Here is a 14,296-nt window from a genome sequence, read left to right on the forward strand (position 1 = left end):
GGCACGATAGAGTCTTCCGCGAACCTGAAGAAAGGCCAGTGACGCAGAATGCAGCACGCCCAGTCCGGCTCCGGTCGTCGCCCCGGTCGTCGTCGCCCCGGTGGTCGTCCCCGCAGGGCGCTTCTGCCGGCCCTCCTGACCGCCGTGGTGCTGCTGTTAGTCGCCGCCTGCTCGGACGGACACACCGACGTGCGTTCGCAGCCCGCGGCCGGCTGGCCGATGTACGGCGGCAACGAGGGCAACGCCAACTTCAGCCATGCGCAGGTCCCGGACGGCCTCGAACTCTCGTGGACCCGGCCCACCGGCGGCCCGATCACCGCGCCGCTGACCCTCAACGCCAGCGGCGACGTCGGTGTGACCGCGAAGACCCCGAACGGCTGCAATACCTTCGTCTTCGCGCACGACAGCGGACGTAAGAACTTCTGCAAGGCGATGCGCGAGGGCGTGCAGTTCAATGCACTGGCCTTCGATCAGTACAGTCAGCCGTTCATCGGCGAGGAGACCACCTTCCTCTCCTTCAACGGCGGCGGCGCCATCCGGTGGCGGATGCCGGTGGTCGGGGTGCCGGTGTCGGCCAAGTTCGCCGCCCCGGGCACCGTTCTGACCGTCACCCAGCGCGGCCAGGTGCTGTTGCTGAACGCGCAGACCGGCGACTTCCAGGCGCCCGAGCTGCGGCTGTGGCCCGACGTCGATCCGGCCGATCCGCTCAACGGTCTCGGCGACTGCGTGAGCGGCGGGCCCGCCTGCGCGGTGTCCGCACCGCCGGCCGTCGACCCGCAGCGGCACCGGTTCTTCCTGAACTTCGTTCCGCAGGGCGCGAAGGTCTCGCAGGTGCAGGCGATGAGCTACCGCGTGGGCAGCAACGCCGAGAGCGGCGCCCTCGGCGCCAACTGGTCGGCCGAACTGCCCGGCGGGGTGATGGGTCCGCCGGCGCTCTCACACGACGGTCAGACCGTGTACGCCTTCAGCCGGTCCGGCTCCCTGTTCGCGCTCGCCGCGGACTCCGGAGAGGTCAAGTGGCACTACGATCTCGGCGGTTTCGGCTTCGCCACGCTGTCGGTGTCGCCGGACGGGCTGATCATCCCGACCAGCACTCTGGGCGGCCCGCTGACGATCCTCAAGGATGACGGCGACAAGGCCGAACTGGTGACCCGCCGCACCGATGTGCAGACGGTGGGCCTGGCCGCGCAGACCACGGCCGGCACCGCGTGGACCGTGCTCCGCGAGGGTGACGATCAGCACCTGGTGCTCACCGAGGTGTCGACCAAGGACGGCGCCACCAAGCGCTCGCTGCCACTGCCCGACGCCGTCGGATTCACCACCGGGGTCGCCGTCTCCGCGTCGGGTTCGGTGGCCGTGGCCACCAACCTCGGACAGGTCTACTACTTCTCCGGTTAGCGAGGTCGGCGCTGGATCTGCCGTGTCCGTGGGTACTGCCCTGTCGGTGAGGTCTGTCCTGGAGTAGGCCGGCTCCCCTGCCGGTATCGCCGCCTCGAAGCCCCAAACTGAAGCACCGGGGTGATGCGTCTATCAATGTCAGAGGTCGGTCGTACTCTGAACTCAAGACATCGGATCGAGCTGTTTCGCCAGGTGAGAAGGGGAATCTGCACCGGCGAAGACTCGACGAGAGACGCACAACGAGATAGTCGATACCGGCACTTCGGGGGGTACGTATGACGACCAGCATCGACGACACCGGCACGCTGGTGCTGCCCGATGATCCGATAGCGCTCGACGCCCTCGCTGCGGCTGTCGCGGCGACACCGGCCCGGTTCACTCGCGCCGACTACACCGGCTGCACCGACCAGGAACTCGCCCAGTCCACCCTCGCCCTCGAACGGGAGCGGCGCCTGATCGACGCCACCGACGCACTCCCGGCCGGCAGACTGAGCCCGACGACCATCTCCCCAGCATCCTGCACCTGCAGCTCTGGTGCTTCTCGGCCGGTCAGCGCGCGGAATTCCGACCATCCGCCGCAAAGAACCACGACCGCCGTAAGGATGTCGGAGGTCAGTCGTACTCTGAACTCAAGAAAAGAAGTTCGAACATTTAGGCGATATGGGAACAGAACACATCACATCATCGTTGAACCAGTAAGACAGGGCACAGCACTTCGGGGGAGGTGAGCACGCGATGACGACCAGCATCGACGACACCAGCACGATGGTGCTGCCCGACGATCCGATCGCACTCCAAGCCCTGATCACCGCCGCGGTCGCCAAGCAGGCCCGGTTGACCCGCGCCGACTACACCGGCTGCACCGACCGCCAGCTCACCGACCTCACCGAAGACCGCGAACGCGCCCGCCGCCTCATCAGCGCCGCCGACGCACCCCTCCTCGTCGAGATGAGCGACCGCGGCTCGTATCAGCAGGCCGGTGGAGCGAGCCTGGGCGGCTACCTCGTCGGTATCTTGCACCTGTCCGCCGCCGAAGCCCGCCGCCGTCGTCTCCTGGCCGAAGCGGTCGGGCAGTTCACGTCCATGACCGGCGAACCACTCCCACCACGCTGCCCGACCGCCGCCGAAGCATTGAGTGCCGGGACGATCGGCGCCGACCACGTCACCGAAATCTTCAAAACCATGCAGAAGATCCCGCACGCGGTCGACGTCGACCAACGCGCACGCGCCGAACGGGACCTGACCGCCGCCGCCGTCACCCTGACCCCGGAACAGACGCGGATGGTCGGGCACCGTCTGCTCTCCCTCCTCGACCCCGACGGCGAACTCGCCGACGACACCGACCGCCAACGCCGCCGGTCCGTCACGTTGTCGCCGCAGGACCATCAGTTGATGACCACACTCCGCGGCGCGATCACCCCAGCCCTGCGCGGGCTCCTCGAAGTGGTCCTGACCAAATGGGCCGCACCCGGGATGAACAATCCCGACGACCCCCACAGCCCCACCGGACCGGTCGACACCGACGGCCTCGACCCCGAACTCCTCGACGCCGCACGCCGGCGCGACCTACGCTCAGCCGGGCAACGGAACCACGACGCCCTAGTCGCCCTGTGCCGCTTCGCGCTCGGGCATGGGGCGCTCGGCGACCCCACGCGGTTGCCGGCCGAATTCGTCGTCACCATCGACCACCAAGATCTGGCCGAGTTGGCCGGGACCGGGTACACCGCCACCGGCACCCACATCCCCGTCCCCGACCTGATCGACATGGCCGCCGACGCCACCTGGCACCTCGCCGTCTTCGCCCACCACTCGGCAGAAGTGCTCTACCTCGGCCGGTCACGGTTCGCCAACAAAGCCCAACGCCTCGCCATGTTCGCCCGGGATCGCGGCTGCACCAGACCCGGCTGCACCCGCCCCTTCGCCCAATGCGAAGCCCACCACGCCGACCTCGACTACGCCGACGGCGGCACCACCGACATCAACAAACTCGGCGGCGCCTGCGGCGGCGACAACCGCCACGTCAGCACCACACCCGGCCACTGGGAAACCACCATCATCACCGACGGACCCGATCAAGGCCGGGTCGGCTGGCGCATCACCGGCACCAGACACGACTACACCGTCAACCCCATGCACCACATCGGACGCCGCACCACCCACAGTCCCCACTCACCACCAACCGACCCCTGACCCGCCCCGCGGGCCGGCGGTCAGTCCCAGCCGTTGTTGCCTCCCTTCACACCACCCTCGAAGAAGGAGACGCACCATCGGGAATCCGTCAGGCCGTAGGCCGTCACCTGGATGTGCGCGACGTCGCTCGTGCCCTCGACGGGTGCCGTCGCATCCGAGATCAGGATGCTCTCGACGGCCCCGCCCGTGAACAGTTCCATCTGCCCCGGGCGCATGGAGTCGACATCCTGCTCGGATACGTTGTCCACCACCACCGAGATCGGCTGCGATTCCGCTTCCGTGTAGGTCAGCGCACCGAGCCGGGATCCGTCGGGCACCTGCTCGAGATGATCGTCGACGGTCGCATGCGTCGTGAGCAACGGCGCATACTCGCCGACACAGCGCATGTCTTCCAGCGCTGCCTCGTCACGATCGTTGTATGCCGTGACGAGCTGCTGTGTGATCGCCCGGATGTCGGCGCCGCCACGACTCGGCCGTGCACTGGGGGATCCGCTGTCACTGCAGGCGGTCATCGCCGCTGCGCTCAGCACCGTGAGGACCGGCACAACTACGCGCGACCACCCGCGGCCGGCTATTCGTACCCGGCTCTCGACGTCGTTCTGGAACACTGAAGCCGCCTCCCCACCCGATCGTGATGGTTCTTCGAGGCTATGCCCGGTCCCCTGCCCGCCGATCCGGAATCGATCCCGGATCGTCCGAATGGTCGACGCCTCGCCCGACCCGCTCCGCGAGCCCCGTCACGTCATTCCGCCGCCGCACACGACCGGAGAGATCCCGCCGATCCGAACTCACCGGCGAACACCGATCGACGAAACCCCGCTACAACGGGGCCCGTACTCCGGGCTCGCAGAGGAAGGCGACCCCGGTCCGGCCGATCCGGGTGAGGATCAGCGCATAAGCCTCGTCGCCGGAGAGTTTGAGGCGTTTGCGGAGACGATCCGGATCCACATCCAGACCGCGGACCAGGATCTCCAGCCGACCGCAGTTCCGGGCGCTGAGCGCCGTTCGCAGTGCCCGGTCCTTGACCGGCAGCTGTTCGAGCACGCGGAAACCCCGCTCGCCGGGCGGCACCGCCGTCCCCGCCAGATAGGCGATGTGCGGGTCGAGCTGCTCGAGCCCGTGCCGGTGCCCGTACTGGCGCACCAGGCCGGCGCGCACCACGGCGCCGTCCGGATCGATCAGGTAGTCGCCGACCCGATCACGCCGGACGTCGCCGCCGCGGTCGATCTCATCGGCCTCGTCCGAGGTCACCTCGTAGCGATGAACCTCGCCGTCGGGATCGGTGCGCAGCACTGTGGCCCGCTGCCCCGGCAGATCACCGGCCTCGGTCCACAGGCAGGCCTCGCGCACCCCGCCGTCGAGCGAGACGATCTGCACCTGCCCCTCGAAGCCGAACCGGGTGCGCAGATTGTGATAGTCGAGCCCCGGCGCGCACTTGACCACCAGCGGCCGCCCCGCATACACGGCGAGCAGTTCCAGCAGCGGCGGGTCGAGCTGCTCGATCCCGAACACCCGGCCGCGCTCGGTGCGCCGCCCGGGATCGGCGATCACCACATCGGCGGACGACGTGGGAGTGAGCGCATCGGCCCGCAGCAGCGTCGGGACCCGGCCGCCACTCCCCCGCAGCGACAGATTGTGCTGGGCCATCGCCAGCCGCACCGGATCCAGATCGCTGCCGATCACCGCACCGATCCCCGGCTCGTCGGCCAGCGCCGCGGTCTCCGCACCGATCGAGCAGGTCACGTCGTGCACCAGGGCACCAGGATGCCGGGCCGCCAGATCGGCGGCCCGGGCCGCCGCCACCGGTGCCGCGGTCGCCTGCTGCACCGACACCTCGTCGGCCAGCACGTCGTCGGCCGGCATGGCTCCGGCGGTGCCGAACTTGGCGACCGCCCGGCGCCGGGCGCGCACCGTCTCGACCAGCGCCGCCGCCCGGTCCGGATAGCGGGACCGCACAGCGGTCAGATCGGTGAGCAGTGAGTCGGCGCTCAGCGCGTAGTCGGCGGTGACGGTCAGTGCCTTCTCGCCGTAACGCGAGCGCAGAAAGGCGACGTCATCGCCGGTCAGCCGATAGGTCACGGCAGTGTGTGAAACCGGCGCCTCAGGCCTCCGGCTTCACCCCGGTGATCAGCACGTTGTAGAAGAACTGCGGCGGAACCACCTTGCGCAGGACCTTCTCGTCGAGCCAGGTCATCCGCTTCCAGCCGCCGAACGCGAACCGCGCCCAGCCCCAGCCGAGCTTCTCCGGCGGCACCGCGGCCTCGAAGGTCCGCACCGGCCAGCCCAGCATGGCCGCGGCCAGTTCCTCGGCCGCCGACTCGACCTGCACCGCTCCGGCCGCCGAGGCCAGGTTCTCCAGATCCTCCGGGGAGAAGGTGTGGATGTCGACGACGGCCTCGAGCGCCGCCGCCCGGGAGGACTCGTCGAGCTCCTCCTGCGGACGCCGCCACTCCTGCAGCGGACCGAACTTGGTCACGTTGGTCGTCGCCCACCAGGTGAAGCGGCTCATCCAGCGCGCATAGAAGTCACCGTACGTGGACGGCTCCCCGGCGAAGACGAAACGCCCACCCGGCTTGAGCACGCGCAGGACCTCACGCAGCGACTGCTCGACGTCGGGGATGTGGTGCAGCACCGCATGGCCCACCACCAGGTCGAAGGTGTCGTCCTCGTACGGGATGTGCTCGGCGTCGGCCACCCGGCCGTCCACGTCCAGACCCAGGCCCTCCGCATTGCGCAGCGCCACCTTGACCATGCCCGGCGACAGATCGGTCACCGAACCCTTCTCCGCCACCCCCGACTGCATCAGGTTCAGCAGGAAGAAGCCGGTGCCGCAGCCGAGCTCCATAGCCCGCCCATAGGGCAGGTCGGCGTTCGGGACGATCTTGTCGAGCCGCCCGCGCGCATAGTCGATGCAGCGCTCGTCGAACGAGATCGACCACTTCTCGTCGTAGGTCTCGGCCTCCCAGTCGTGGTAGAGGACCTGCGCGAGTTTGGTGTCTTTCAGCGCCGCCTCGACCTCTTCGGCGGAGGCGTGCGGGTTGGGCTTGGGGTCCTCGTGCTGAGGATCGTTGATCGCGGTCATCGTCGTGCCTACTTTCCGGTGAATTCGGCCTTGCCGGGGCCGTTCTCGATGAACGAGGACATGCCGACGGTTCGGTCGTGCGTGGCGAACAGGGCGGCGAACACCTGCGCCTCGATCTTCAGGCCCGTGTCCAGGTCTGTGTCCAGGCCGGCGTCGATGGCGGTCTTGGCGGCGGCCAGCGCCGACGACGCTCCGGCGGTGAACTTCGACGCCCACGCCACCGCGGCGTTGTACACCTCGTCGGGGGCGACGACCTGGTCGACCAGCCCGATCTCCAGGGCCTCCTCCGCGCCGACGTGCCGGCCGGTGAAGATCAGGTCCTTGGCCCGCGCCGGGCCGATCAGCCGGGCCAGACGCTGGGTGCCGCCGCCGCCCGGAATGATGCCCAGGGTGATCTCCGGGACGCCCAGCTTGGCGTTGTCGCCGGCGATACGCCGATCCGCACCCAGCGCCACCTCCAGGCCGCCGCCGAGGGCGTAGCCGGTGATCGCGGCCACCGTCGGCTTGGGGATCGAGGCGATCGCGCCGATCCCGGCCTGCAGCCGGCCCGCGATCTTGGAGATGTCCGCGAAGGACATGTCGTTCATCTCTTTGATGTCGGCGCCGGCGGCGAAGACCTTGGGGCCGCCGTAGACCACGACGGCCTTGATGTCGTCGCGGACGCTCGCCTGCTCGGCGGCCGCGAGCAGTTCGTCCTGCACCTGGCGGTTGAGGGCGTTCATCGGCGGGCGCGCCAGCACGATGGTGCCGACCCCCGGATGTTCAGTGGAAGTCTCCAGCGTCACGAACTCGGCCATGGAGGGCAGGTTACCGGTTCGTACGGTCCGGCGGTCGGCCCGCCCCCGATCGCGCTCCGACGGTCAGGCGTTGCGGAGCCGATCGAGCCGTCCGTCGCCGAGCGCCGCCAGGTACTCGGCCGAGTCGTCGAACCGCAGCGACGCCAGACCCGAGCCGTCGGCCGGATCGGAGACCCGCGGCATCACCGGACGGATCTCCCGCTCGTCGGCCAGCAGCTGCGCCACCGTGGCGAAGCGGCCGATGTCACGCAGCTGCGACCAGGTGGGCGGCAGCAGGAACCGGCGGCCGCTGCGCCAGTTGTCCAGGGCCTGCCCGGCGGTGTTCCATTCGGTGCCGGACGCCTCGGTGGTCTGCCCGTCGGCCTCCTGCCCGTCGGGCATGACGGCGACGAAGAAGCGGGTGTCGTAGCGGCGGCTCTCGTTCTCCGGGGTGATCCAGTGCGAGAACGGGGCCAGCAGGTCGGCGCGCAGCACCAACTCCCGCCGGGTGAGGAAATCGCCGAAGGTGAGCTCCTTGTTCACCAGCGCCGCCCGCTCGGCGGCGAACTCCGACGGATCCGGATGCACGGCGTCGGCGGTGCCGGCCAGCAGCACGCCGCACTCCTCGAAGGTCTCCCGGACCGCGGCCAGCACCAGTGCGCGGGCGGCATCCTCGTCGGCGCTGAGCCGCTCGGCCCACCATCGCGGCTCCGGCCCGGCCCACGCCACCTGCGCGGTGCGGTCGCTGGGATCGACCCCGCCGCCCGGGAAGACGGTCATGCCGCCGGCGAAGGCCATCTGCTGGACCCGGTGCTGCAGGAAGACCTCGATCCCCTGCTGCCCGTCACGCACCAGCAGCACGGTCGACGCATCCCGGATCGGCACACTCTGACTCATCGAATCTTCCTCACTTCACTTGGTCCCAGCACTGGTTGTGGGCAGGTGTCCGCCCGCAGCCGGGCGCTCCTGTTCGTGGCCCGCTCAGCCGAGCCGGCGATGGCCCCCGGCCCGCCGCGCCCGGCGCGCGAAGTAGCGGCCGTCGTCGACGGTCAAGGCGATGTCCTGGCGGAAGGTGGCGGTCAGATTCTCCGCGGTGAGCGTCTGCTCGAGCGGGCCCTGCGCGGTGACCTGCCCCTCGGCGAGCATCATGATGTTGGTGAAGCCGGCCGGGATCTCCTCGACGTGGTGGGTGATCAGCACCAGCGCCGGCGCATCCGGGTCGGAGGCCAGCACGCCGAGCCGGTCGACGAGTTCCTCGCGGCCGCCCAGATCCAGTCCTGCCGCAGGCTCGTCGAGCAGCAGCAGTTCCGGATCGGTCATCAGGCCGCGCGCGATCAGCACCCGCTTGCGCTCCCCCTCCGAGAGGGTGCCGAAGGTCCGGTCGGCGAGGTGTTCGGCGCCCATCGATTCGAGGACGTCGGCGGCCTGCGCGCGATCCATCTCGTCGTAGGCCTCCCGCCAGCGGCCGAGCACCGAATAGCCCGCCGAGATCACCAGATCGGAGACCAGCTCGTCGCCCGGGATCCGCGCGGCCAGCGCCGAGGAGACCATGCCGATCCGGGTGGTGAGCTCACGCAGATCGGTGCGGCCGAGCCGCTCGCCGACAACGAAAGCCGTTCCGGAGGAAGGATGTTCGAGGGCGGCGGCCATCCGGAGCAGGGACGTCTTGCCGGCACCGTTGGGGCCGATGATCACCCAGCGTTCGTCGATCTCCACCTGCCAGTCGACCGGTCCCACGAGCGTCTTGCCGTCGCGCACCAGGTTCACTGCGTGAAAATCCAGGATCAGGTCGGGATCGGTCTGCACATCGGTCACACCCCCATCATGCCGCGCCGCGGCCGCGACCGGGCGCACCGGGCACCGGCCGGTCGGGAATACCCGCCGGGCCCGATGACCTGAACATGGATATGAGCTCCCTCGCCACCTCCCCGGACACCGCCGGGAAAGCCCTCCCCTTCTCACTGCTCGACCTGGCCCAGGTGGGCCCCGGCGAAACCGTCCACGACGCCCTCGCCCGGTCCACCGAGCTCGCCGAATTCGCCGACACGGCCGGCTACCGTCGCCTCTGGTACGCCGAGCACCACAACATGCCGGCCATCGCCTCCGCGGCGCCGGCGGTGCTGGTGGCGCATATGGCCGGCCGCACCAGCACCATCCGGCTCGGCGCCGGCGGGGTGATGCTGCCCAACCATTCGCCGCTGGCGATCGCCGAACAGTTCGGCACCCTCGCCGAACTGCATCCGGGCCGGATCGATCTGGGACTGGGCCGGGCGCCCGGCGGCGACCAGGCCACCTTCGCCGCGCTGCGGCGCGATCCGGCGACCGCCGAGAACTTCCCCACCGACGTCCTCGAACTGCAGGGTTATCTGCGGGGCGCATCCCGGGTGCCGGGGGTCACCGCCACCCCGGGCGCCGGCACCGACGTCCCGCTCTACATCCTCGGCTCGTCGCTGTTCGGCGCGCAGCTGGCCGCCTACCTGGGGCTGCCGTACGCGTTCGCCTCGCACTTCGCACCCGCCGCCCTCGAGCAGGCCGTCGCGCTGTACCGCCGCGAGTTCCGGCCCGCGGAGCTGCCCGACGGCTCCACCTCCGAACCGCATGTGATCGCGGCGGCCACCGTGATCGCCGACGACGACGCCGAGCTGGCCGCCGCGCAGCTGCAGCTGGCCAAGGTGCACCGGGTGCGGGTGCTCTTCGGCCGCGGCACGAACATGTCCGACGAGCAGGCCACCGCCCTGCTGCAGGGACCGCACGGCCGTCAGGTGGACGAGATGCTGCGCTATGCGGCCGTCGGCACCCCGGCCCAGGTGCAGGAGCAGCTCGCCGATTTCGCGCAGCTGGCCGACGCGGACGAACTGATGCTGGCCCCGCTGGCCAGCGACCGGAAGGTCTGGTTCGGCACGGTGGCCGCCCTGGCTCCGACCGCACTCACCGCCACTGGGCGATGACCGTGCACGAGCCGGGCGCCACCTCGGTGTAGCCGGCGTCGCGCACCGCGACCGCCTCCCCGGCCGCCGCCTCGGCCAGCAGCGTCTCCCAGTCCCGGGGGCCGGCCTGCACCACGGCCAGCGGGCAGCCGTCGGCGTACCAGTCGTTCACGAGCTCGCCGGGCACGCACGCCGCACCGAGCATGGAGGCGTGTGAGACCTGCGCGGCGAGTTTGCCGACGGTCATCGGCAGGTTTGGCGCCACGAACAGCCGCAGCCCGCGCGGCGGCGAGTCGGCGGCCAGCTCGCCGTCCACCTCGGTGCCACCGATCTGCAGTTTCCCGATCCGCCGGTCCACCTCGCCGACCGGGCCGGGAACGAAGGCCCGGGCCTGCGCGCCGTCCTGCTCGACGGTCACCCCTTCGACCTCGCCGACGGCGGCCCAGGCCACCCCGCGCGCCCGCCGGGCGATCTTGCGGATGCGGCCGGAGCACCAGGCGTCGAAGTCCGCTGCCCACGGGCCGTCCGCGGCGGCCCGCGGATCCAGGCAGGCCAGCACCGTCGCCCGGGCCGCCGCCTCGACCAGCGCCTGCCGGCCGGGCGGATCGGTCTTCTCGATGTGCAGCACCAGCGGCATGGCGAGAACCTGCGCCGCATCGGCCGGGTCCGGCCGCGCCGGCTGCCACCGGTTCAGCCGCTCCAGGTTCTCCCGGGCCACCACCGCGACGCTCAATCCTCCAGCGGGACGCGGCGCAGCACACCGTCGACCGCGTCGGCGGCTTCCACCTCGTCGCGGGTCACGCCCAGCATGTAGAGCACCGCGTCGAGGTACGGGTGGTCCAGGGTGGCGTCGGCCACCTCCCGCAGCGCCGGCTTGGCGTTGAAGGCGATGCCCAGTCCGGCGGCGGCGAGCATGTCGATGTCGTTGGCGCCATCGCCGACGGCCACCGTCTGCTCCATCGGCACGCCCATCAGTTCGGCGAATGCGGCCAGTGCGCGGGCCTTACCGGGACGGTCCACCACCTCGCCGACCACCCGGCCGGTGAGCGTGCCGTCGACCACCTCGAGGGTGTTGGCCTGCACGAAGTCGAGCGCGAGCTCGCCGGCGAGGGGTTCGATGACCTGCCGGAAGCCGCCCGAGACCACGCCGCAGTGGTAGCCGAGCCGGTGCAGGGTGCGGATGGTGGTGCGTGCCCCGGGGGTCAGCTGCAGCGAGCCGGCCACCTTGTCGATCACCGAGGCGTCCAGGCCGGCGAGCGCCTTGACCCGCTCGTGCAGCGACTGCGCGAAGTCCAGTTCACCGCGCATCGCGGCCTCGGTCACCGCGGCCACCTCGGCCTCCCGGCCGGCCTCGGCGGCGAGCATCTCGATCACCTCGCCCTGGATGAGGGTCGAGTCGACGTCGAAGACGATCACCCGTTTGGCGCGGCGGGCCAGGCCGCCGCGTTCGACGGCCACATCGATCGGGTAGCGGGACGCCACCGCGCCGAGCGCCTCGCGCAGCGCCACATCGGCATCGCCGTTGCCGCCGGCGGTCACCATCAGTTCCAGGCCGGTCAGCGGGTAGTCGGAGACTCCGCGGATGGAGTCGATGTTGCCGCCGCGTTCGGCGACGGCGGCTGCGGTCGCGGCGAAGGCCTCCGCGGACACCGGCCGGCCCAGGACGACCACGGCATGCGTCGACGCCGGGCGTCCGGCGCCCTCGGGGTCGGTGGAGAAGGCCACCTCCATGCCCAGTTCGGCCATCGGGGCGGCCACCGCCGACCGGAGCTGCGCCACCTCGTCGACGGCGTCGACCAGGACGCCCAGGGTCAGGTGCTCGTGGATCACCACCTGCTCCACGTCGAGCAGATCCACCTCCTGCGCGGCGAGCACCCGCATCAGCGACGAGGTGACGCCCGGCCGGTCCGGGCCGCTCACGGTGATCAGCACGGACTGCTGCTCGGTCCCGGGTTCAGACACCCGATCTCCTCTGGTTTCCGTCCGCGGCCGGCGCGGACTGTTCTCGACATGCCACTGCTCGCACAATCACTGCTCTACAGCATAGGAACGGGCCAGGCCCGCCCGGAATCCGGGCGGGCCTGGCTCGCGTGAATCTCGTCGCTCAGTGCGCGGCGGTGGAGTGCTTCTCCGAACCCCAGCCGACGTGCGCCTCCTCGCGGATCCGCTCGACCATGTGCGGGTAGTGCAGCTCGTACGCCGGACGCTCCGACCGGATACGCGGCAGCTCGGTGAAGTTGTGCCGCGGCGGCGGGCAGCTGGTGGCCCACTCGAGCGAGTTGCCGAAGCCCCACGGGTCGTCGACCGTCACCACTTCGCCGTAGCGGTAGCTCTTGAAGACGTTCCACAGGAACGGCAGCGTGGACAGACCCAGGATCAGCGCACCGGCCGTCGACACCATGTTGAGCGTGGTGAAGCCGTCCGACGGCAGGTAGTCGGCGTAGCGGCGCGGCATGCCCTCGTTGCCCAGCCAGTGCTGCACCAGGAAGGTGGCGTGGAAGCCGATGAAGGTCAGCCAGAAGTGCCACTTGCCCAGAGTCTCGTCGAGCATCCGGCCGGTCATCTTGGGGAACCAGAAGTAGATGCCCGAGTAGGTGGCGAACACGATGGTGCCGAAGAGCACGTAGTGGAAGTGCGCGACCACGAAGTAGGTGTCCGAGACGTGGAAGTCCAGCGGCGGGCTGGCCAGCAGCACACCGGTCAGGCCACCGAAGAGGAAGGTGACGATGAAGCCGATGGCGAACAGCATGGGCGTCTCGAACGTTATTCGGCCCTTCCACATGGTGCCGATCCAGTTGAAGAACTTCACACCGGTGGGCACCGCGATCAGGAAGGTCATGAACGAGAAGAACGGCAGCAGCACCGAACCGGTCACGTACATGTGGTGCGCCCAGACGGCCACCGACAGGGCGGCGATCGCCATGGTCGCGTAGACCAGGCCCGAGTAGCCGAACAGCGGCTTGCGGGCGAACACCGGGAAGACCTCGGACACGATGCCGAAGAACGGCAGGGCGATGACGTAGACCTCGGGGTGCCCGAAGAACCAGAACAGGTGCTGCCAGAGGATCACGCCGCCGTTGGCCGGATCGTAGAGATGAGCACCGAACTGGCGGTCCACCTCCAGACCCAGCAGCGCCGCGGTCAGCAGCGGGAAGATCAGCAGGATCAGGATGCTGGTGATCAGGATGTTCCAGGTGAAGATCGGCATCCGGAACATGGTCATGCCGGGCGCGCGTAGGCACACCACGGTGGTGATCATGTTGACCGCACCGAGGATGGTGCCCAGGCCGGCCACGCCCAGACCCATGATCCACAGGTCGGCGCCGACGCCGGGGGCGTGCACCGCATCGGTCAGCGGGGTGTAGGCGGTCCAGCCGAAGTCGGCGGCGCCGCCGGGGGTGAGGAATCCACCCAGGGCCACCAGGTTGCCGAACAGGAACAGCCAGTAGCCCATCGAGTTCAGACGCGGGAAGGCGACGTCCGGGGCGCCGATCTGCAGCGGCAGCACGAAGTTCGCGAAGCCGATCACGATCGGGGTCGCGTACATCAGCAGCATCACGGTGCCGTGCATCGTGAACAGCTGGTTGAACTGCTCGTTGGAGAGGAACTGCAGACCCGGGTGGGTGAGCTCGGCGCGCATAAGCAGCGCCATCAGGCCGCCGACCAGGAAGAACGCGAAGCACGTCACGATGTACATCTGCCCGATCAGCTTGTGATCGGTGGTGGTGATGAGCTTGTAGAAGAACGACCCCTTCGGCTTATACCGTTCGGGATACGGGCGCTCCGGCACCACGCGTGTCGTCGGTTGGTCTACCGCGGTCACAGATCCTCCTCCTGGGCGCCGAAACGCCTGGACTCTCATCCTCAAAAGCACTCACGCGACGCTTCGCAGCGAGCGCTGTACTCATCGATCGTAAACCAGT

General features: G+C 69.7%; 13 protein-coding genes. 4 read left to right on the plus strand and 9 right to left on the minus strand.

Features of this window, described 5'->3' with window-relative positions; genetic code table 11:
* Positions 1-48 precede the first annotated feature (48 nt).
* The 3 genes from ACJMNC_RS03815 (at position 49) to ACJMNC_RS03825 (ending at position 3,588) form a co-directional block, all read left to right on the plus strand.
* Positions 49-1,398 (plus strand): PQQ-binding-like beta-propeller repeat protein, encoded by a 1,350-nt coding sequence (locus tag ACJMNC_RS03815; protein WP_408946616.1) that lies wholly within the window; start codon positions 49-51, stop codon positions 1,396-1,398.
* A gap of 275 nt (positions 1,399-1,673) precedes the next feature.
* Positions 1,674-2,126 (plus strand): hypothetical protein, encoded by a 453-nt coding sequence (locus tag ACJMNC_RS03820; protein WP_408946617.1) that lies wholly within the window; start codon positions 1,674-1,676, stop codon positions 2,124-2,126.
* A 7-nt stretch (positions 2,127-2,133) separates the two neighbouring features.
* Entirely contained in the window at positions 2,134-3,588 is a 1,455-nt protein-coding gene (locus tag ACJMNC_RS03825; protein WP_408946618.1) for a DUF222 domain-containing protein, read from the plus strand.
* A gap of 20 nt (positions 3,589-3,608) precedes the next feature.
* Here the strand turns inward: ACJMNC_RS03825 and ACJMNC_RS03830 are convergent, their stop codons facing one another.
* The 6 genes from ACJMNC_RS03830 to ACJMNC_RS03855 form a co-directional block, all read right to left on the minus strand.
* Positions 3,609-4,196 (minus strand): hypothetical protein, encoded by a 588-nt coding sequence (locus tag ACJMNC_RS03830; RefSeq protein ID WP_408946619.1) that lies wholly within the window; start codon positions 4,194-4,196, stop codon positions 3,609-3,611.
* Between the two features lie 211 nt (positions 4,197-4,407).
* Positions 4,408-5,667, minus strand: a complete 1,260-nt coding sequence (locus ACJMNC_RS03835) for a THUMP-like domain-containing protein (protein WP_408946620.1) — start codon at positions 5,665-5,667, stop codon at positions 4,408-4,410.
* A 22-nt stretch (positions 5,668-5,689) separates the two neighbouring features.
* Positions 5,690-6,670 carry a class I SAM-dependent methyltransferase gene (locus ACJMNC_RS03840; protein ID WP_408946621.1) on the minus strand — a complete coding sequence of 327 codons (981 nt, stop codon included), beginning with the start codon at positions 6,668-6,670 and terminating at the stop codon, positions 5,690-5,692.
* Between the two features lie 8 nt (positions 6,671-6,678).
* A complete protein-coding gene (locus tag ACJMNC_RS03845; protein ID WP_408946622.1) occupies positions 6,679-7,467 on the minus strand; it encodes an enoyl-CoA hydratase/isomerase family protein in 789 nt (262 codons plus the stop codon).
* Between the two features lie 63 nt (positions 7,468-7,530).
* Positions 7,531-8,343 carry an NUDIX hydrolase gene (locus ACJMNC_RS03850; RefSeq protein WP_408946623.1) on the minus strand — a complete coding sequence of 271 codons (813 nt, stop codon included), beginning with the start codon at positions 8,341-8,343 and terminating at the stop codon, positions 7,531-7,533.
* A gap of 84 nt (positions 8,344-8,427) precedes the next feature.
* Positions 8,428-9,261: an ABC transporter ATP-binding protein gene (locus tag ACJMNC_RS03855; RefSeq protein WP_408946624.1), complete on the minus strand. Its 834-nt coding sequence runs from the start codon at positions 9,259-9,261 to the stop codon at positions 8,428-8,430.
* An 86-nt stretch (positions 9,262-9,347) separates the two neighbouring features.
* Between ACJMNC_RS03855 and ACJMNC_RS03860 the strand changes: the two genes are divergently transcribed.
* Complete coding sequence (locus ACJMNC_RS03860) at positions 9,348-10,394, plus strand: LLM class flavin-dependent oxidoreductase (protein ID WP_408946625.1); 1,047 nt, start codon at positions 9,348-9,350, stop codon at positions 10,392-10,394.
* Here ACJMNC_RS03860 and ACJMNC_RS03865 read toward each other — a convergent pair.
* The 3 genes from ACJMNC_RS03865 to ctaD all read right to left on the minus strand — a co-directional run bounded on the left by ACJMNC_RS03865 (position 10,375) and on the right by ctaD (position 14,196).
* Positions 10,375-11,106: a peptidyl-tRNA hydrolase gene (locus ACJMNC_RS03865; protein ID WP_408946626.1), complete on the minus strand. Its 732-nt coding sequence runs from the start codon at positions 11,104-11,106 to the stop codon at positions 10,375-10,377. The two genes, ACJMNC_RS03860 and ACJMNC_RS03865, sit on opposite strands and share 20 nt — an antisense overlap.
* Positions 11,103-12,335 (minus strand): phosphoserine phosphatase SerB, encoded by a 1,233-nt coding sequence (serB, locus tag ACJMNC_RS03870; protein ID WP_408946627.1) that lies wholly within the window; start codon positions 12,333-12,335, stop codon positions 11,103-11,105. Before serB ends, ACJMNC_RS03865 begins: the two co-directional genes overlap by 4 nt.
* Before the next feature lie 142 nt (positions 12,336-12,477).
* Positions 12,478-14,196 (minus strand): cytochrome c oxidase subunit I, encoded by a 1,719-nt coding sequence (gene ctaD / locus ACJMNC_RS03875; RefSeq protein ID WP_408946628.1) that lies wholly within the window; start codon positions 14,194-14,196, stop codon positions 12,478-12,480.
* Between the last annotated feature and the right edge of the window lie 100 nt (positions 14,197-14,296).

Origin of the sequence: Gordonia sp. VNK21 (assembly GCF_046098115.1) — a bacterium.
GTDB lineage: Bacteria > Actinomycetota > Actinomycetes > Mycobacteriales > Mycobacteriaceae > Gordonia.

Coding starts and splice junctions, on each gene's coding strand:
- ACJMNC_RS03815 (WP_408946616.1), top strand. CDS start 49: ATGCAGCACGCCCAGTCCGGCTCCGGTCGTCGCCCCGGTCGTCGTCGC.
- ACJMNC_RS03820 (WP_408946617.1), top strand. CDS start 1,674: ATGACGACCAGCATCGACGACACCGGCACGCTGGTGCTGCCCGATGAT.
- ACJMNC_RS03825 (WP_408946618.1), top strand. CDS start 2,134: ATGACGACCAGCATCGACGACACCAGCACGATGGTGCTGCCCGACGAT.
- ACJMNC_RS03840 (WP_408946621.1), bottom strand. CDS start 6,670: ATGACCGCGATCAACGATCCTCAGCACGAGGACCCCAAGCCCAACCCG.
- ACJMNC_RS03845 (WP_408946622.1), bottom strand. CDS start 7,467: ATGGCCGAGTTCGTGACGCTGGAGACTTCCACTGAACATCCGGGGGTC.
- ACJMNC_RS03850 (WP_408946623.1), bottom strand. CDS start 8,343: ATGAGTCAGAGTGTGCCGATCCGGGATGCGTCGACCGTGCTGCTGGTG.
- ACJMNC_RS03860 (WP_408946625.1), top strand. CDS start 9,348: ATGGATATGAGCTCCCTCGCCACCTCCCCGGACACCGCCGGGAAAGCC.